Here is an 18,387-nt window from a genome sequence, read left to right as displayed (position 1 = left end):
TGTCGAGGTCGGTAGTCACAGTTCCAGCAGTGGACGTGACAGCGCGCACATGGCAGGCCCTGGCATGCCCTATGCTTATACGTCATCCATCCACCTGCGCGCGCATGAGCACCGTCCTGTCCGACCCAGCGGCCGAGCCCCTTCCCTGTGCTGCCAAGCCGCCGAGCGAGGCATTGCGCCTTCAGGCGCTGCGCAGTTACGGCATCCTCGACACGCCGCGCGAGGCCGCCTTCGAAGACATCACCAGGCTGGCCTCGATCATCTGCCAGACGCCGATCGCGCTGATCAGCCTGGTGGATGCCGAGCGGCAGTGGTTCAAGAGCGAACGCGGCATGGGCGAGCGCGAGACGCCGCTGTTCAAGTCGATGTGCGCGCATGCGCTGCTCGACAGCGACGTGCTGGTGGTGCCGGACACCCGCGAGGACGTCCGCTTCGCGCGCAATCCGTTGGTGACCGGCGAGGCGCCGTTGCATTTCTATGCCGGCGCCGTGCTCAAGACCAGCGAAGGTCTGCCGCTGGGCACGGTTTGCGTGCTCGACCGCCAGCCGCGCCAGCTCAGTGCCGAACAGGTCGATGCGCTGCGCGCACTCGCACGCCAGACCATGGCACAGCTGGAACTGCGCCGCGCGCTGCAGGTGGCCGAAGAATCCGACCGCTACCGCAGTCGCCTGATGGCCATCGCCGGGCACGACCTGAAGACCCCGCTGCGCACCGCCGCCTACGCCATCGACAAGATGCGCCGGCATGCCAATGTCGATTCGGTGCCGACCCTGGTCACCGCGCGCGATGCGATCAATCTGGTGGCGCGCAACCTCGACGAGCTGGCCACCCTGGCGGCCGCCAGCGAGACCGCCACGCCGGATCTGCAGCCGCTGGCGCTGGAAGATGTGCTGCATTCGGTGCTGGGTGTGTGGCGGCAACCGGCGATCGACAAGTGCCTGGCCTTGCGCCACGTGCCCACCTCGCTACGCGTGCGCAGCCATCCCACGCTGCTGACCACCTTGCTCGGCAATCTGATCGGCAACGCGGTCAAGTACACCGAACGCGGACGCGTGCTGGTCGGCGTCCGGCGTCGCCCCGGCCACGCGGTGGTGGAAATCATCGACAGCGGCATCGGCCTGAACCTGGACCACCCCGAACAGGTGTTCCAGGCCTTCCGCCAGGCCGACCCGCGCAGCGACGGGCTGGGCATCGGCCTGTGGATCGTGCACCGCACCGCCGAGACCCTGGGCTGCGAAGTGGATGTGCGCCCACGCCCGGGCGGCGGCACCTGCTTTTCGGTACGCATTCCGCTGGCCTGACCAGCGAGCTCGGTAGCGCAGGGCCAGACCGAGTCTGCGCAGCAGGTGGGCGCTGCTTGCCGGCATTGCGCAGACCGGCAATGCCATGCAGCCGATGCCACGCAAAAAAAGGCGGACCCGGGCTCCCGACCCGGATCCGCCGCCAAGCACGCCAGGTCTCTCCCCAGGGACCCGGGTGCGCCAGTCGCACCATTGCGCAGCCTCGCGCAATGGTGGTGCGACAGCGCTAGCAACCGCTTGACGACACCGACAGACAAACCGGCGATGCGATGTGCCGCATCGCCGGTCCTGCGCCGTCCACCCCTAGACGTCCGAGAGTGTCGCGTGATGGTTGCTATAAGGATTTACGACAGCGCAGGGCGCAACTTGATGCGGCCACACCACCCCGCCGCCACGGCCCTGACAGCTGTAGGGAGAATCACCGACAGCGCGCATTTTGGCGAGCGCGCGCCGCTTCCCAAGTGATTGATAGAAGAAAGTTTTTCTAGAAAGCGGACGCTGCAGCGCAGCATTCCGATGTGCGTTCGCAGGCTGTCTCAGAACCCGGAATCGGCCGCATCCTGGCGCGCGAACCAGTCCGCTGAATGCACCTCTTCCGCCGCAACCTCCAGCAGCTGGCGCAGCACCGCCAGCGGAATCTGCACCTGGGTGCCATCGGCCTGCAGTTCCACCCACAACGATTCGTCCCGGGAATCGGCCAGCACCGTCAGTACCGCATGCTCGCGGCCCTCGACGCGTGCCGACAGCTGCAAGGCCATGCCGCCGTCCTGGTCGGGCGACCACAGCCGGCTGAGGGGTGGACGCAGTGGCTCGGTCATCGGTGGCAGTGCCTCACAGTGGCGAACAGGGACCGCGCGCGCAGCCAAGCGGAATCGGTACGCCCGGCGCGCAGGTCGCAGTGTACGGACAGTCGTCATCGATTCCGCACACTGACCTCCAGCATGACGCAGTTGCACAGTTGCTACGTGGACGTACTTGCGGCGTGTCCCATGCCGGTACGCGTGCAGGCGCCCCTCAGTGACCGAAGCCCTCTCGCAAACACCGCAGACGTCATGAGCAAGCGTGCTCGATGCGCGCTGCAGTCTTCGGCAGCCAGCTCAGCTGGTAATGGTCTGGGTCAGCGATTCCCAGGTTGGCGGCAGCGGCCAGGCCGGGGCCTGGTTGCCGTCCAGCACGCGGCGCAGGTCGCGCTTGTCGATCTGCGGCGCCAGCACGTGCACCAGGTCCAGGGCGTAGTCACGCAGCACGCGGTCGCGCGGCAGCACTGCCCAGGCAATGCACTCGGCGATCGGCGCCGGTGCCGGCCAGGCGCGCAGGTCCTCGTCGCTGGCGCTGACCGCCATCTCCGCCACCAGCCCGACGCCCAGCCCGGCACGCACATAGGTCTTGATCAGGTCCGCATCCAGCGCGGTCAGCGCGATACTGGGCTCCAGCCCGACTTGGGCGAACGCGCGCTGCAGCGACGAGCCCGGCCGCGTGGAGGATTCGTAGCTGATCAACGGGTGCTGCGACAACGCCTGCATGTCCGGCGCGGTGCGCGCCTGATCCAGCGCATGGCCGCGCGGCACGATCACCAGCCGGCGCCAGCGATACAGCGGCACCGCGATGCCGGCGCTCGGTTCGCCGCCGGCGGTGCTGACCACTGCGATATCCGCATCGCCCTGGCTGAGCAGATCCAGCGCCGCGCTTTCGGCGGCCTGCTGCAGGTGCACGCTGACCTGCGGATAGGCGTGTTTGATCTGCGCCACCGCCGGCGGCAGCACGAAGCGCGCCTGGGTGTGGGTGGTGGTCAGGGTCAGCTGGCCCTGGCTCTCGCGGCGCTGGTTGGCCGCGTAGGTGCGGATGTTGTTGGCTTCCGACAGCACCGAGCGCGCGCGCTCGATCACTTCCACGCCGGCCGGCGTCACCGCATCCAGGCTGCGCCCCTTGCGCACGAACAGCAGAAAGCCCAGTTCGTCCTCCAGCTGCTTGAGCTGCTTGGACAGACCGGGCTGGGTCGCATGCACACGCGCGGCGGCGAGCGTGATGTTGAGCTCGGCATCGGCGATGGCGACCAGATAGCGAAGTTGGGTCAGCGTCATGGGCTTATATCCAAAAAAGCGCGAGGCGCCACGAAGGACTCGACTGTAGAGGAGTTCTGCGGGCCAGCTTATAACCGAACGCTATTTTCAGGGTGTATGAAGTCATTTCCGACCGCTATATGCCGGCGTTACGGTCTGGCCCTCCCCTCTCGATGCGCTGGCCGTGCCCTCTGTGTTTCCGCTTCTTGCCGACCTGCGTGGCCGTGCCGTCCTGGTGATCGGCGGCGGCGCCGAGGCCGAGCACGCCACCTCTGCGCTGCTGCAGGCCGGCGCCGTCCCCTTGGTCGGCGCGCTGGAATTGAGCCCGCAACTGCGCGACTGGGCGCAGGCCGGGCGGCTGCGTTGGCTGGTGGGACGGTTCGAGCCGGCATGGCTGGAGCTGCCCGATCAACCGGTCTGGCTCACCATCGCCGCCAGCACCGCGCCGGACCTCAACGATGCCTTGCGTACTGCGGCCAGCGCACGCCGCCTGCTTACCCACGACGCCGCGCCCGCCGCGTCGGCAGCGCCACCTGCACGGTCCCCGGCGCCACGCACCGCGGTCGGCCGGCTCTCGCCCGGCAGCGTGACCCTGGTCGGTGCCGGCCCCGGCGACCCCGGCCTGCTCACCCGGCATGCCTTGCGCGCGCTACGGCAGGCCGATGTGCTGCTCTACGATCGCCTGGTCAGCCCGCAGATCCTGCAACTGGCCCGACGCGACGCGCTGCGCGTGGAAGTCGGCAAGGCCGCCCAGGGCCACAGCACGCGCCAGGAGCAGATCCACGTACTGATGCGCGAGCACGCGCGCGCCGGGCGCCGCGTGGTGCGGCTCAAGGGCGGCGACCCGTTCGTGTTCGGCCGCGGCGGCGAAGAGCTGGAATTCCTGCGCGACCACGGCATCGGCTTCCAGGTCATTCCCGGCATCACCGCCGCGATCGCCTGCGCCGCCTATGCCGGCATTCCGCTCACCCACCGCGACCATGCGCAATCGCTGCGGTTGATCACCGCGCACTGCAAGGATTCGCTGGACACGCTGGACTGGCAGGCGCTTGGCCAGGAACGCCAGACCCTGGCGTTCTACATGGGCGTGGCCGGCCTGGACGGCATCCAGCAACGCCTGCTGCAGGCCGGCCGCGCACCCACCACCCCGTTCGCGCTGGTGGAAAACGGCTCGCGCCCGCAGCAACGCGTGATCACCGGCACCCTTGCCAGCCTGGCCGCCACCGCGCAGCAGCACGCCGTGCGCGCCCCGGCGTTGCTGATCCTGGGCGAGGTCGCCGGGCTGGCCGCCAGCCTGCACTGGTTCGGCGCAGCGCCGCTGACCGCGCAGCCGCCCCCGCACTCACCCATCGCAACGCCCGACGCGCCCACACTCGCCCACGCAGCCTGATTCCGACGGAGACCCCATGGCCCTGTACGACAACATCCTCGACACCATCGGCCGCACCCCGGTGGTCAAACTCAACCGGCTCGCGCCCGAGCACGTGACCCTGTACGTCAAGGTCGAGTCGTTCAATCCGGGCGGCTCGGTCAAGGACCGCCTGGCGCTGGCGATCATCCTCGATGCCGAACAACGCGGCCTGCTCAAGCCCGGCGACACCATTGTTGAAGCCACCTCCGGCAATACCGGCGTGGCGCTGGCAATGGTGGCCGCCGCGCGCGGCTACAAGTTCGTCGCCACCATGGTGGAAACCTTCTCGATCGAGCGCCGCAAGCTGATGCGCGCCTACGGCGCCAAGGTGATCCTGACCCCGGCCGCCGAGCGCGGCAGCGGCATGGTGCGCAAGGCCAGGGAGCTGGCCGAGCAGCATGGCTGGTTCCTGGCCAGCCAGTTCGCCAATCCGGCCAATCCGGCCTATCACCGCAACACCACAGCAGCCGAAATCCTGCGCGACTTCGCCGGCCACCGGCTGGACCATTTCGTCACCGGCTGGGGCACCGGCGGCACGCTCACCGGCGTGGGCGAAGTGCTGCGCGTGGCCCGCCCGGAAGTGCGCATCACCGCCACCGAACCGGCCGGCGCCGCGCTATTGCAGGGCCAGGACTGGAAGCCGCACAAGATCCAGGGCTGGACCCCGGACTTCGTGCCGGAAGTGCTCAACCGCGAGGTCGCCCACGAAGTGCTCAGCGTGGAAGACACCGACGCGATCAGCGTGGCGCGCCGCCTGGCCGCCGAAGAAGGCATCTTCACCGGCATCTCCGGCGGTGCCACCGTCGCCACCGCCTTGCGCGTGGCCGAAAGCGCGGTGCCCGGTGCGGTCGTGCTGGCGATGCTGCCGGATACCGGCGAGCGCTATTTCTCCACGCCGCTGTTTGCCGACATCAACGAAGGCTCCGACGACGACTGGCTGGCCGGTCTGCCCTGACCGATCACACAGCGTTGGTTTGCACGCACAGGCCGCGCCCACAGCGCGGCCTGTGCGTTTGTGGTCGTCCAGTCATTGCGCAGCTGCCCGGTGTGCTCCCGCGTGCCGGCGCGAACATGCCAACGTCGCGGCACTACGCCTGCGTGGATTTTCGTTCGCGTGCGGCGGACTCTGGCGTGCGCATACTCCCCTCCGCGTCAAGGAAACGTTAGGATGGCGGCCGACACAGGGAGAACCGTCGTGAGCAACCGGCCGTATGGATACAGCGACACCCGCGTGTGGCGGGCGCCATGGCTGGTCAAGATCACCTCGCCTGCGCACTTCGCGCTTGCCCTGGGCGTGGGCGCCTGGCTGCAGAGCGCACTGCAGCTGCCATTGCCTGCACCGACGCCACTGGCCTGGATCGAGCTGGCCGGCGGTGTGATCGCCTGTCTGGGGCTGGCGCTGGCGGTGAGCTGCTTCATCCTGTTCGCGCGCCGGCGCACCACCATCATGCCCAGCGGCCATCCCTCACGGCTGGTGCTCGATGGCCCGTATCGCTTCACCCGCAACCCGATGTACCTGGCGCTGGTGCTCAGCTATGTGGGCCTGTGCCTGCAGCTTGGCCTGCTGTGGGCAGTCGTCTTGCTGCCGCTGCCCTGGCTGGCCCTGCAGCGGTATGTGATTCCATTCGAAGAGGCGCGTCTGCGCAACGAATTCGGCCGCCAATACAGCGCCTATTGCGCACGCGTGCGGCGCTGGCTGTAAGTCGCCAATCGTGGCGACATCGCTGCTCGGCGATTGAGCGGATCGATCGCAGCTTGCGGGTTCGCATGCTTCCCGCCGCACGACCGCCACAGCCGTTCCCGGCAATCGCAGCAGATGAGATGAATGGGCGCTAGCGTGCCTGTTCCGCAACGCGCGCCCCATCACGCGTTCCTCATGCAAATCCCATAATTATCTCGCCATGAAGATCGAAGTCTGGCAAGGCGACATCACCGAACTCGACGTTGACGTCATCGTCAACGCCGCCAACGAATCACTGCTGGGCGGTGGCGGCGTGGATGGCGCCATCCACCGCGCTGCCGGCCCGCGCCTGCTGCAGGCCTGCGAGGCATTGCCGCAGGTGCGTCCAGGCGTGCGCTGCCCCACCGGCGAAATCCGCATCACCGACGGGTTCGATCTCAAGGCGCGGCACGTCTTCCATACCGTCGGCCCGGTGTGGCGCGACGGCAAGCACAACGAGCCGGAGCAACTGGCCAACTGCTACTGGCAGTCGTTGAAGCTGGCTGAGCAGATGATGCTGCATTCGATCGCATTCCCGGCCATCAGCTGCGGCATCTATGGCTATCCGCTGTACCAGGCCGCGCGCATCGCCGTGACCGAAACGCGCGACTGGCAGCGCTCGCACAAGGTGCCCAAGCACATCGTGCTGGTGGCCTACAACGAGGCCACGTTCAAGGCCTACCAGCAGGCGCTGGCTGCGCAGGAAACCGCTGCCGCCTGACGCCTGTGCAAGGCAGAGGTTGGAGATGACGAGCGCCGCAAGGCGCTCGTTGCGTTTAGAAAGTCGTGCGGGCGCGTGGCAACCCACACAAACAAAAACGCCGGCATCGCTGCCGGCGTTTTCGCTAGGTGTGCTCTGGCCATGAAGCGGCCGGCATGCCGATCAACCCTTCCACTTGCCCAGCGCGGCCAGGCCGTTTTCCTTGGCACGCTCATAGATGACCTGCTGCGCCTTGGCGAAGTTGCCGGTCATGTCCTTGACCCACAGCTTCAGTGCGGCCTGCTGCATTGCGCGGCCGTAGGAGAAGCTCAGCGGCCACGGCAGGTTGCCGAGCTGGTGCATCTCGTTGAGGTGCGCGGTGGACTGCTCGTCGGTCTGGCCGCCGGACAGGAACACGATGCCCGGCAGGATCGCCGGCACGGTCGACTTCAGGCACATCACGGTGGACTCGGCCACTTCCTCGACGCTGGCCTGCTCTTCGCAGCCCTTGCCGGAGATGACCATCGAGGCCTTCAGGATGGTGCCTTCGAGCACGACATTCTGCTCATACAGTGCGCCGAACAGCGAACGCAGCGTGGCTTCGGTGACCTCGTAGCAGGTCTCGATGTCGTGGTTGCCGTCCATGATCACTTCCGGCTCGACCATCGGCACCAGGCCCTGCTCCTGGCACAGCGCGGCATAACGCGCCAGCGCATGCGAGTTGGCCTCGATGCAGGTGCCGGACGGGATGTCCTCGCCGATGTTGATGACCGCACGCCACTTGGCGAAGCGTGCGCCCAGCGTGTAGTACTCCTCCAGACGCGCGCGCAGCCCGTCCAGGCCTTCGGTGACCAGCTCGCCCGGCATGCCGGCCAGCGGCTGCGCACCCTTGTCGACCTTGATGCCCGGGATGATGCCGTGGGCGGTCATGTATTCGGCGAACGGCACGCCGTCCTTGGTCTTCTGACGGATGGTCTCGTCGAACAGGATCGCGCCGGAGATGTAGTCGCTCAGCTTGGGCGTGGTCAGCAGCAGTTCGCGGTAGGCGCGACGGTTTTCTTCGATGTTCTCGATGCCGACGCTGGCAAAACGCTTGGCGATCGTGCTGGTCGATTCGTCGATGGCGATGATGCCCTTGCCCGGGGCGACCATGGCCTGGGCGGTTTCGGCAAGCTGTTCGATGCTCATGTAGTTCCTGTGGCAGCTGCGGGGGAGAACGAAAGTATAGCGACGAAAGTTGCAGACATTCCTTCACGGAATGCCTGCAACCGATTACACGTGTCCGGCATGGCGGATGTGTGGCGCGGCTCCCAGCGTGATGCGCACGCTGCGGGCTGCGTGCCCCGCGGGCGCACTCGCACCGCAGACCCTGTCCCGCACAGCACAACGGCGACCCGCAGGCCGCCGCTGTGTCTGTACGCAACGATGTGGATGCAGCGCGCGTGTCGACCGACGACGCACGCGCTGCGCAGGGCGTGCGTTACAGCTCGCCCAGACCGCTGGCGCGGCCGTCTTCGCCCACTTCCAGCAGACGCAGCGTGTTGGTGGCGCCGTGGGTTTCCATATGCTCGCCGCTGGTGAACACCACGCGGTCGCCAGGTCCCATGCGCTCGTTCTCCACCAGCAGGCGGATTGCCGCACGTGCGGCCTCGCGCGGGGTCAGGCCACGGCTGTCGAAGCTGATCGGGAACACGCCACGCATCATCGCCATGTGGCGGCGCGCGCCATCGTGACGGGTGAAGGCGTAGATCGGCATGTTGGAACGGAAGCGCGACAGGTACCGCGGCGTGCCGCCGGACTCGGTCAACGCGACCACGCCAGCCAGACCGATGTGCTCGGACAGGAACATGGTCGCCATCGCGATCGCCTGGTCGGCGCGCTGCAGATTGCGTTGCGCCGCTTCGAAGTCGGTGTCGAACTCGAACTGGCGCTCGGCGCCCAGACAGATGCGCGCCATCGCTTCCACCGCACGCACCGGGTAGGCACCGGCCGCGGTCTCGGCCGAGAGCATCACCGCGTCGGTACCGTCGATGACCGCATTGGCCACGTCCAGCACTTCGGCGCGGGTCGGGATCGGGCTTTCCACCATCGACTGCAGCATCTGCGTGGCGGTGATCACCACTTTGTTCTGCGCCAGCGACTCGCGGATGATCTTCTTCTGCAGGCCCGGCAATTCGGCATCGCCGATTTCCACGCCCAGATCGCCACGCGCCACCATCACCACGTCGGAAGCTTCGACGATTTCGACCAGGTTCTCGATCGCTTCGGTGCGCTCGATCTTGGACACCAGCGCGGCATCGCAGCCGTGCTGACGGGCGATGCGGCGCGCGTCATTCATGTCTTCGGCGTTGCGGCAGAACGACACCGCGATGAAGTCCACGCCGATCTTGGCGACGATGCCGATCAGCTCCTTGTCGCGCTCGGTCAGCGCGCCCAGCGACAGGCCGCCGCCCTGCTTGTTCAGACCCTTGCGATCGGACAGCACGCCGTCGTTGAGCACGGTGGTGACGATGCGCTGCCCCTGCACTTCGGCCACCTGCAGCTGCACCAGGCCATCGTCCAGCAGCAGCACGTCGCCGGCGGCCACGTCCTGCGGCAGGCCGAGGTAGCTGACGCCGACCTGGTGCTGGTCGCCGGCAGGCGCATTGGGGTCGGCAACCAGGTCGAAACGCTCGCCGGTGGTCAGCTTGACCTTGCCTTCGGCAAAGCGTTCGACGCGGATCTTCGGGCCCGGCAGGTCGGCCAGGATGCCGACTTCGGCACCGACGCGCACGGCCGCTGCGCGCACTTCGGCCGCGCGCTTGGCCTGGCCGGACGGGTCGCCATGGCTGAAGTTGAGGCGCACCACGTTGACGCCCGCCTTGAACAAGGCTTCCAGCACACCGGGCGGATCCGTCGCCGGTCCGAGCGTGGCGAGGATCTTGGTGCGGCGTTGACGTTCTTTCATGATGGCCTCCCTGTAAAAGCCGCGAAACTTAACACACGCGTCACCTACCGAGGATGGCATTGCGGCATAGCCACCCTCGTATTCCGGCATGTCCTAAAGACAGTGCGGGACAGTACGTACGCTTTCCGCAGCGCGCTGACGCACCGCGGGATGTTGCTATGGGCTGCCACCCTAACGCGGCAGCGGTGAAGGTCCTACGGGTTGCAGCGGCGGTCGGATGACGGCGAGCGGTCGTCGCAGCGCGGATGCTGCAAGACCCTCGCCGCATCCGCGTGCTGCCACCCAACGACGAGCGCCGGCTGCGCTCGCCTGGCGATGCGCGCAGCTGCTCTGTTTATCACTCCTACGACTGGATCAAGGCGCGCAACCCGGCAGGCGTGTGCGCGATCGCGCCGGCACCGGCGGCACGCAGCTCGGCTTCGTCGCCGAATCCCCACAACACGCCGATGCTGTGGATGCCGTGGTGGTTGGCGCCATCGATGTCCATCCGACGGTCGCCGATCATCACGCAACCGGTCTTGGCGATGTCCAGCCGCCGCAGCGCTTCGGCGATCAGGTCCGGCTTGAAGCGGCGTTCGCCGTCTTCGCTGGCCCCGATCACGTTCTCGAAGCAGGCCCCGAACGGCAGATGCTCGACGATGCGGCGCGCGTAACGCTCGTTCTTGGAGGTCACCACCGCCAGGCGATGGCCGGCGCGGTGCAGGTCGACGACGACCTCACCGATACCGTCGAACACGCTCAGTTCGGTCCAGCCGACCGCGTCGTAACGCCCGCGATACGCCGCCAGTGCGCGCTGCACCAGCTCCGGATCGTCGGGAAAGCAGTCGGTGAAGCTGTCGCGCAGCGGCGGGCCGATCCACGCGCGCAGGGTCTGCGGCGACGGACGCGGCTGGCCCACCGCGTCGAAGGCGTGCACGATGCTGGCGACAATGCCCGGCTCCGAATCGACCAGGGTGCCGTCCAGATCGAAGAACAGCGTGGCTGCACTCACTTGCCGCGTGCCTCGAGCGCCGCCACCGCCGGCAAGGTCTTGCCTTCCAGGAATTCCAGGAAGGCGCCGCCGCCGGTGGAGATGTAGGTGACGTCCTTGGCGATGTCGTACTTGTCCACGGCCGCCAGGGTGTCGCCGCCACCGGCGATCGAGAACGCCTTGGAGCTGGCGATCGCACGCGCCAGCGTCTCGGTGCCATGACTGAAGGGCTCGAACTCGAATACGCCGACCGGCCCGTTCCACACCACGGTGCCGGCGCTGGCGATCAGCTCGGCGTAGCGCGCGGCGGTCTGCGGGCCGATGTCCAGAATCAGGTCGTCGGCCTCCACGGCGTCGAGCGCCTTCACCGTCGCTTCGGCATCGGGCAGGAACTGCTTGGCAACGACCACATCGGTGGGCAACGGAATCTCCGCACCGCGCAGCTTCGCATCGGCGACGATCTGATTGGCGGTGGGAATCAGATCCGGCTCGCTCAGGGACTTGCCGACGCCATGCCCGGCTGCGGCAATGAAGGTGTTGGCGATGCCGCCGCCGACGATCAGCTGGTCGACCTTGTTGACCAGGTTGGACAACAGCTCCAGCTTGGTGGACACCTTGCTGCCGGCCACGATCGCCAGCAGCGGCTTGGCCGGATTATCCAGCGCCTTGGCCAGCGCATCGAGTTCGGCCATCAACAGCGGACCACCGGCAGCCACTGGCGCAAAGCGAATCACCCCATGCGTGGAGGCCTGCGCGCGATGCGCGGTGCCGAAGGCGTCCATGACGAACACATCGCACAGCGCCGCGTACTTGCGTGCCAGCGCCTCGTCGTCCTTGCCCTCGCCGACATTCATGCGGCAGTTCTCCAGCAGCACCACCTGGCCCGGCGCGACGTCCACGCCGTCGACCCAGTCGCGCACCAGCGGCACGTCCACGCCCAGCAGCGCAGTCAGGCGCGCGGCCACCGGCGCCAGCGAATCTTCTTCGCTCCAGCTGCCTTCCTTGGGCCGGCCCAGGTGCGAGGTGACCATCACTGCGGCGCCCTTTTCCAGCGCCAGCTTGATGGTGGGCACCGACGCGGTGATGCGCTGCTCGGAGGTGATCTGGCCGTTGTCGATCGGCACGTTGAGATCCTGGCGGATCAGCACGCGCTTGCCGGAGAGATCGAGGTCGGTCATGCGGACGATGGACATGGGGTCAGCTCGCTAGGTCTGGGGATTGGGGAATCGAGAATCGGGATTGGGGAATCGAAGAAGCAGCTGCTACACGTCGCGCCGATGCCTGGGCGCTGAGCGGATGGATGGCTTGGGGCAGCCGTTGCACGCTGGCGTTGCGCCCGCGTGCAGGTCGCGGAGATTGCAGCTTGCCTGCCGCGCATGTCGCTGCCCATACGGCTGGCGTTGCGGGGGATGCTCGGTCGAAGACGACGGGCAATGCGGCTGCCTTGGCGACGGGGGATGCCCATTGTCGGACCTTCGCGCCGCAGCGGCAAACCGCGGTGCGATGCGCGGGTCGTCAGGGGCTGCGATCGGTCGCCGAGTTGCGCAGCAGACTCACTGCAAAACCACCGACCAGCAAGGCGCCGCCGACCAGCAGCGCCCATAGCAACCAGCGCTTCCAGTCGCGCGGTGTGGCGGCCGGCTGCAGCGCGGCATCACCGGCCAGCGGCTGTGCCTGCGCGGCGATGTTGGCCTGCGCCGGTTGCCATTGCGCTCCGCGTTCGCGGCGCAGTGCCTGCAGCATCGAGGCCAGCGGCGCATCGCCACGTTGCTGCCGCGCGCTGCCGGCGACCACCGCATACGGCGGCTGCCCCTGGGCGAGGAACATCATCCGCTCCGGCTGGTAGCCCACGCGCAGCGTCGGCAGCGCGGTGCTGCGTCCTTGTGCGGCGAGCAATCGCCACTGACGGTCGCGCACAGGCGCTGACAGCTGTTGCGGTGGCGACGCGGCGGCGGTGCCAGTACCCAGGCGATACGCCAACCACGGCCCGGCACGTTGCAGCCATGGCGCGTCATCGGCATCGCGGCTTGCCACGGTCCATTCGACCGCCTCGGCCTGACCGCCGCTGACATCGACCTGGGTGATCGGAAAGCGCCCAGGCAGGGCATACACCACTGCCTTGTCCTGCGCGGTGCCCGGCAATTCCAGCCACTGCGATTGCGGCGGCGTCGAGACGCCGTCCAGTTCCGCATCGACCACGCGCAAGGCCGGCAACTCGCCGGACACCGGCACGATGCGCAGATAGCGCGCGCCCGCGTCCAACGCGATGCGGCGCTGCTGCAGACGCTGCGCCTGGTTGTCCAGCGCCATCACGGTGGCATCTGCAGCGAGCAGGTGCCAGTCGCGCAGATCGTCGCTGCCTTCCACGCGCAGCCGGGCCTGCACCGGCATGTTGCCGTCCCAGTCCAGCCACAGCGCGCGCGGACGATCGCGCAACGCGCTGGCATCGATCAGCCAGCTGTCACCGGCGCCTGCAACGGCAGCGGTGCCGGTGGCGAAACGGCCTTCCAGCCGACGCACCGCGCCACTGGCATCGCGTTCGGCGATCAGCTGCAGATCGCCGTTGGCAGGCGCCGCACCGGCCGGCAGCGCGAACAAGGGCAGGCGTTGCCGACGCGGCGCGGCAGCCGGCGCGGCATCCACCGGCAAGAGCGCGGCCGGCATCTCCTCGCCACGCGCATCGATCACGGTGACATCGCGCAGCCCCGGGTCATGGGCGCTGCGATAGATCGCCGCATTCAAACGTAGCTGATACATGCCGGCGTCCGCGCCGGTTACCTGCAGCGGCCACTGTTGACGATAGTCCTGGCGCACATCGGCTGCCTGCGCCAGCAGCGGCACCAACAGCAGCCATCCCCATTGCCTCGATTTCATGCCTGATCCTTGTCCACGCCATCGTCTCCGCCAGCCTGCTCTTCGGCCACCGGCTGGCGCGGCGGTGCCGGTGCCAGATAGCCCACCACGGTGCACAACAGGCCATAGGCCATGAACGAGCCGATGCCGAGCAGATTGCCCAGATGCTGGCGGTCGACCAGCACCAGCTTGGCCAGCACCAGACCCATCAACAGCGCACCACCCAGCCACAGTCCACGCTGACCGCGCCGCGAGCCGATCACCCAGCCCAGCACGCCCAGCACGCTCCACACGATGGTCAGGCTGGTCTGCGACAGGGTCGCGCCGATCAACCCGGCATCCCACGCCACGCCACCCCAGTGATGCACGCTGTGCAAGGTGCTGCCGGTGATCAAGGCCCAGCCCGACACGCCCAGCGCAGTCACCCGCCACCGTTGCACGGCCAACGGCGACTGCGCAGACCAGGCCCAACGCGCCAGCAAGGCCAGCACCGCCAGTTGCGCCAGCTCGGCCGGATTGAGCACGGGCAGCCATGGCAATGGCGCCGCGCTCACCGGGTCCAGCAGCACGATCAACCAACCGATGCCCAGCACCGCGAACACACAGCCCAGCAAGGCATTGCGTGCCCGATCGAAACCGGCACCCTGCGGCCACGCCAGCCATGGCCAGCGCAACAGCCCCACTGCCGCCACGATCAGCCAGGGCGCGGCCAGCAAGGCGCAACGCCAGCCATTTGCCAGCACGAACGTATCGGCCAGCCAGGCCACGCCCAACGACACCACCAGCGGCCACAGCAGCCACCAGACGAACTGTGCGGCCACCGCGCCGGCGCCGTGCTGCCTGCGCAGGCACCACAGCGCGCGCGTGCCGGCCACGGCGAACGCCAGCCAGGCCAGCGCCCCCCAATGTGCGAACGGTTGCGTATGCGCATGGCTCTGCCACAGCGCCAACGGCGCGGCCAGCGCCAGCCCGAACATCGCCGTCCACACCAGCGCCGTTGCCGGGCGACGCCGATGCACCTCGGCTGCCAGCCACACGCTGAGCGCGACAAAGCCCAGCAGCAGATCCGGCTCGCTGCGCAGATCGCCGGCAAAGCGCAAGATCTCGTGCACACCGCACAGCGCCCACCAGCCCAGCCCCCACAGATACGCCACCAGCGCGCGGCGCGGCTGCCCTGCATCGCGTAGGAACCAGGCACTGGCCCAGCCGGCCAATGCAAGCAGCAAGGTACTCATGCAGGTAGCGTTGGCAACGGCCACTGTGTCGTGGCGCCACGCATCCACACCGAAGGCGACCCCGACCGCCGCCAGCAACTGCAACGCCACCCCGCTGAACTGCGGGATGCGACGCTGCTGCCGCAGTCCCAGCCACAGCAAGCCGGCGCCTTCGAGCGCGAAGACGCTGGCAGTGGCGCGCGCCGACAATGCCAGCGGCACCGCCAGGGTCGCAAAACCGACCGCCAGCATCGCGTGCGCCTGGCCCAGCAGGCGCGTGGAGGCACGTCGCAGCAACCAGCTGGCCAGGCCGGCGTACAGCGCCGCCACCGCCAGCGCACACAGCGCCAACGGCAGGCGATCGCCATCCAGCAGGCGCGCCTGCAATGCGAAGGCCACCAGCGGGGTGCCGAACAACAGGCTGCCGTCGATGAGCTTGCCCGCGCTGCCATCGCCACGCCGCGCGTGCAGTACCGGAATCGCCACATACATGGCGAAGAACAACAGCAGGAACGGCTCGGTCGTGGCGAATTTCGCCGGGGCGTATTGCAGCGCACCCCACAGCGTGCCGATGCCGAAGGTGAAGGCGAATCCGAGCAGGTTCAGCACCCGCCACGGACGCGTCCAGGCGATTGCCACGATGCCGGCGTTGAGCACCGCGTAGTACGAAAACAACGCGACATGATTGCCGCTGCCGGTGGACAGCCAGATCGGCGCGAGAAAGCCGGCCAGCACGCCCAGCACCGCCAGCGTGCGCGAATCCTGCACCACCGCCAGCACGCACATGCCGGCAATCAGCACCACGCTGATGCCCATCGCAAGACCCGCGCCGAGCAGCCCGTACAGCTTGAACGCGGCGAATACCGTCAGCAGCAAGCCGCCGATGGCGCCGCCCTGCAACGCCAGCGCAAAGCCCGGCCGCTGCAGCCGTTGCTTCCAGCCGAAGACCAGGCCAACCAGCGCCAGCACACTGATGCCGGCCAGCCGCAGCTCGATCGGCATGCGCATCCAGCCCTGGTCGCTGGCGTACTTCAACAGCGACGCCACGCCGGCCAGCAGCACCAGCATGCCGACCTTGACCGGCACATTGCCCTCGGTGAACCAGCGCTTCGCTGCGCCAGCCACGCGCGCCAGCGGGCCCGGCCCGGAGGGCACGTGCGCTGGCTGCTCGAACTCGGCAGGCGCAGCGGTCAGGGGCGGCGCTTGCACTGCGCTGCGCGCCGCAGACGATGCGGAAGCTTCTGCCGGCAATGCTGGCGGCACTGGCAGTGGTGCAGTCGGCGACGGCGCCGGCGCGGCTTGCAGATCTGCTGCGAGAGGCAGCTCAGGCTCGCCATACGCAGGCATGCCGACGTCGGACGCCTCTTGCGGCTCCCACGCCCCGGCAGGCGATGGCGTTGGCGCTGACCTGTGCACCGCCGCCGCGTCCGCACCTGCTGCGCCGCTGGCCTGCCATTGCGCAAACCGCTGTTCCAGCGCATCCACGCGCCGCCGCAGCCCGGCGATCCACACCAGGGCGATCACCAGCCCTACCGGCACCGCAAGCAGCAACAGCACCACCGTCACAATCATCGTTTCCAACGCACAACCCCTGAGTCGGCATCCGGCCGACGCTAGCGCCATCATGCTACTCGGCGCGCCGACGAAAGTCGCAGGCATAACAGACGTAGCGAGTGGTCGTCGGGTGGGTGAAGGCGCCAGGCGGACACGCAGCCGTTTTTGTTGGCCACTCCTGGAGTGGCTGATCCGAGGACACCGCCTACCGACGCGCATGACCAAGTCGTCAGCCGGCACCCCCGCCAGCAGCAACGCCCCCGGATCGTCTGGTCATCGACCGATCGCGCGCAACACATACGCCACGTCGCGTGATCGCGCAGAGGATGCACGGCCCCACTCTATCCATTCCTGCCCGGCGGCACGCTTCAAGGCGCTACAGCACGCATAAAAAAAAACCCCGGACCAGCCGGGGTTCTTTTCTTCGACCGAGCGGCGCGAGGTTTACTTCGCGACAACCCGCACCATTTCCAGGCACTTGTTGGAATAGCCCCACTCGTTGTCGTACCAGGACACCAGCTTGACGAAGGTCGAGTCCAGCGCGATGCCGGCGTCGGCGTCGAACACCGAGGTGCAGGTTTCGCCGCGGAAGTCGGTGGCCACGACCTTGTCTTCGGTGTAACCCAGCACGCCCTTCAAGGCGCCTTCGCTCTGCGCCTTCACTTCGGCACAGATCTCGGCGTAGGTGGCCGGCTTTTCCAGTTCGACGGTGAGGTCGACCACCGACACGTCCGAGGTCGGCACGCGGAAGCTCATGCCGGTCAGCTTCTTGTTGAGCTCGGGGATCACCACACCCACGGCCTTGGCGGCACCGGTGGAGGACGGGATGATGTTCTCCAGGATGCCGCGCCCACCGCGCCAATCCTTGTTCGACGGGCCGTCCACGGTCTTCTGCGTCGCCGTGGCCGCGTGCACGGTGGTCATCAGGCCGCGCTTGATGCCCCACTTGTCGTTGATCACCTTGGCCAACGGCGCCAGGCAGTTGGTGGTGCACGAGGCGTTGGAGACGATCGCTTCGCCCTTGTAGGTCTTGTCGTTGACGCCGAACACGAACATCGGCGTGTCGTCCTTGGACGGTGCCGACAGGATCACCTTCTTGGCGCCCGCGTCGAGATGCTTCTGCGCGGTTTCCTTGGTCAGGAACAGGCCGGTGGACTCGATCACCACGTCGGCGCCGACTGCATCCCACTTGAGGTTGGCCGGGTCGCGTTCCTGGGTCAGGCGGATCTTGTTGCCGTTGACGATCAGCGTGTTGCCGTCGACCGATACATCGGCCTTGAAGCGGCCATGCACCGAGTCGTACTGCAGCATGTAGGCGAGGTAATCGGGCTCGAGCAGGTCATTGATGGCCACGATCTCGATGTCATTGGCGAAGTTCTGCACCGCAGAGCGCAGCACGTTGCGGCCGATGCGACCGAATCCGTTAATGCCAACCTTGATTGCCATGTTCACTAGCTCCTGCGGCCGCGATGGCGCGGCGGATGGAAAGGGACCGCCATTCTAGCAGCGTCGCACTCGCGCAGCCGTGCTGCGGCCAGTGCTGCGGCATGTGGCGCTAGGACGTTGTGCCGTGGTGCATGCGTGGTGGGGATTGGGGAATCGGGAATCGGGAATCGGGAATCGAAAGGTGGGCACGCTGTGTGGGTGCCGTCAATTG

14 protein-coding genes are annotated in these 18,387 nt (G+C 67.6%); 5 read left to right on the top strand and 9 right to left on the bottom strand.

The window, feature by feature from the left end; translation table 11 throughout:
• Positions 1-104 precede the first annotated feature (104 nt).
• Positions 105-1,301 carry a GAF domain-containing sensor histidine kinase gene (locus tag DYQ94_RS04175; RefSeq protein ID WP_024938175.1) on the top strand — a complete coding sequence of 399 codons (1,197 nt, stop codon included), beginning with the start codon at positions 105-107 and terminating at the stop codon, positions 1,299-1,301.
• 536 nt (positions 1,302-1,837) lie between these two features.
• Here the strand turns inward: DYQ94_RS04175 and DYQ94_RS04170 are convergent.
• Positions 1,838-2,119: a hypothetical protein gene (locus tag DYQ94_RS04170; protein WP_104593870.1), complete on the bottom strand. Its 282-nt coding sequence runs from the start codon at positions 2,117-2,119 to the stop codon at positions 1,838-1,840.
• A 279-nt stretch (positions 2,120-2,398) separates the two neighbouring features.
• The gene (locus DYQ94_RS04165; protein WP_024938173.1) at positions 2,399-3,382 is read right to left on the bottom strand and encodes a LysR family transcriptional regulator; all 984 of its coding nucleotides are present in this window, start codon (positions 3,380-3,382) and stop codon (positions 2,399-2,401) included.
• Positions 3,383-3,545: 163 nt separating this feature from the next.
• Here DYQ94_RS04165 and cobA point away from each other — a divergent pair, with 163 nt between their 5' ends.
• The 4 genes from cobA to DYQ94_RS04145 all read left to right on the top strand — a co-directional run bounded on the left by cobA (position 3,546) and on the right by DYQ94_RS04145 (position 7,213).
• Entirely contained in the window at positions 3,546-4,751 is a 1,206-nt protein-coding gene (gene cobA, locus DYQ94_RS04160) for a uroporphyrinogen-III C-methyltransferase (protein WP_160954827.1), read from the top strand.
• A 16-nt stretch (positions 4,752-4,767) separates the two neighbouring features.
• Complete coding sequence (gene cysK, locus DYQ94_RS04155; protein ID WP_016902280.1) at positions 4,768-5,727, top strand: cysteine synthase A; 960 nt, start codon at positions 4,768-4,770, stop codon at positions 5,725-5,727.
• 240 nt (positions 5,728-5,967) lie between these two features.
• Positions 5,968-6,474, top strand: a complete 507-nt coding sequence (locus tag DYQ94_RS04150; protein ID WP_104568064.1) for a methyltransferase family protein — start codon at positions 5,968-5,970, stop codon at positions 6,472-6,474.
• A 199-nt stretch (positions 6,475-6,673) separates the two neighbouring features.
• On the top strand, positions 6,674-7,213 hold the full coding sequence (locus tag DYQ94_RS04145) for an O-acetyl-ADP-ribose deacetylase (protein ID WP_024938170.1): 540 nt from the start codon (positions 6,674-6,676) through the stop codon (positions 7,211-7,213).
• A 162-nt stretch (positions 7,214-7,375) separates the two neighbouring features.
• On the opposite strand, the gene DYQ94_RS04140 is transcribed toward DYQ94_RS04145, so the two are convergent.
• From DYQ94_RS04140 to gap, 7 genes are all read right to left on the bottom strand, one after another.
• Positions 7,376-8,380 carry a class I fructose-bisphosphate aldolase gene (locus DYQ94_RS04140; protein WP_160954826.1) on the bottom strand — a complete coding sequence of 335 codons (1,005 nt, stop codon included), beginning with the start codon at positions 8,378-8,380 and terminating at the stop codon, positions 7,376-7,378.
• 292 nt (positions 8,381-8,672) lie between these two features.
• Positions 8,673-10,139 carry a pyruvate kinase gene (gene pyk, locus DYQ94_RS04135; protein ID WP_024938169.1) on the bottom strand — a complete coding sequence of 489 codons (1,467 nt, stop codon included), beginning with the start codon at positions 10,137-10,139 and terminating at the stop codon, positions 8,673-8,675.
• 343 nt (positions 10,140-10,482) lie between these two features.
• Positions 10,483-11,130 carry an HAD family hydrolase gene (locus tag DYQ94_RS04130; RefSeq protein ID WP_054592162.1) on the bottom strand — a complete coding sequence of 216 codons (648 nt, stop codon included), beginning with the start codon at positions 11,128-11,130 and terminating at the stop codon, positions 10,483-10,485.
• On the bottom strand, positions 11,127-12,302 hold the full coding sequence (locus DYQ94_RS04125; RefSeq protein WP_047127138.1) for a phosphoglycerate kinase: 1,176 nt from the start codon (positions 12,300-12,302) through the stop codon (positions 11,127-11,129). The genes DYQ94_RS04130 and DYQ94_RS04125 overlap by 4 nt, the downstream gene beginning before the upstream one ends.
• Positions 12,303-12,624: 322 nt before the next feature.
• A complete protein-coding gene (locus DYQ94_RS04120) occupies positions 12,625-13,983 on the bottom strand; it encodes a DUF3999 domain-containing protein (RefSeq protein WP_184429079.1) in 1,359 nt (452 codons plus the stop codon).
• Positions 13,980-16,748: a DUF2339 domain-containing protein gene (locus DYQ94_RS04115; protein WP_425519425.1), complete on the bottom strand. Its 2,769-nt coding sequence runs from the start codon at positions 16,746-16,748 to the stop codon at positions 13,980-13,982. The genes DYQ94_RS04120 and DYQ94_RS04115 overlap by 4 nt, the downstream gene beginning before the upstream one ends.
• A 426-nt stretch (positions 16,749-17,174) precedes the next feature.
• Complete coding sequence (gene gap, locus DYQ94_RS04110) at positions 17,175-18,176, bottom strand: type I glyceraldehyde-3-phosphate dehydrogenase (protein WP_016902270.1); 1,002 nt, start codon at positions 18,174-18,176, stop codon at positions 17,175-17,177.
• Between the last annotated feature and the right edge of the window lie 211 nt (positions 18,177-18,387).

This window comes from Xanthomonas sp. LMG 8993 (genome assembly GCF_009835065.2).
GTDB lineage: Bacteria > Pseudomonadota > Gammaproteobacteria > Xanthomonadales > Xanthomonadaceae > Xanthomonas > Xanthomonas arboricola.
The sequence above is the reverse complement of the archived record's forward strand: the minus strand, read 5'-3'. Positions and strand labels throughout refer to the sequence as shown.

What these genes read in the sequence shown, in the direction of transcription:
- DYQ94_RS04175 (WP_024938175.1), top strand. Translation starts at nt 105, where the DNA reads ATGAGCACCGTCCTGTCCGACCCAGCGGCCGAGCCCCTTCCCTGTGCT.
- DYQ94_RS04170 (WP_104593870.1), bottom strand. Translation starts at nt 2,119, where the DNA reads ATGACCGAGCCACTGCGTCCACCCCTCAGCCGGCTGTGGTCGCCCGAC.
- DYQ94_RS04165 (WP_024938173.1), bottom strand. Translation starts at nt 3,382, where the DNA reads ATGACGCTGACCCAACTTCGCTATCTGGTCGCCATCGCCGATGCCGAG.
- cysK (WP_016902280.1), top strand. Translation starts at nt 4,768, where the DNA reads ATGGCCCTGTACGACAACATCCTCGACACCATCGGCCGCACCCCGGTG.
- DYQ94_RS04145 (WP_024938170.1), top strand. Translation starts at nt 6,674, where the DNA reads ATGAAGATCGAAGTCTGGCAAGGCGACATCACCGAACTCGACGTTGAC.
- DYQ94_RS04140 (WP_160954826.1), bottom strand. Translation starts at nt 8,380, where the DNA reads ATGAGCATCGAACAGCTTGCCGAAACCGCCCAGGCCATGGTCGCCCCG.
- pyk (WP_024938169.1), bottom strand. Translation starts at nt 10,139, where the DNA reads ATGAAAGAACGTCAACGCCGCACCAAGATCCTCGCCACGCTCGGACCG.
- DYQ94_RS04125 (WP_047127138.1), bottom strand. Translation starts at nt 12,302, where the DNA reads ATGTCCATCGTCCGCATGACCGACCTCGATCTCTCCGGCAAGCGCGTG.
- DYQ94_RS04120 (WP_184429079.1), bottom strand. Translation starts at nt 13,983, where the DNA reads ATGAAATCGAGGCAATGGGGATGGCTGCTGTTGGTGCCGCTGCTGGCG.
- DYQ94_RS04115 (WP_425519425.1), bottom strand. Translation starts at nt 16,748, where the DNA reads ATGATTGTGACGGTGGTGCTGTTGCTGCTTGCGGTGCCGGTAGGGCTG.
- gap (WP_016902270.1), bottom strand. Translation starts at nt 18,176, where the DNA reads ATGGCAATCAAGGTTGGCATTAACGGATTCGGTCGCATCGGCCGCAAC.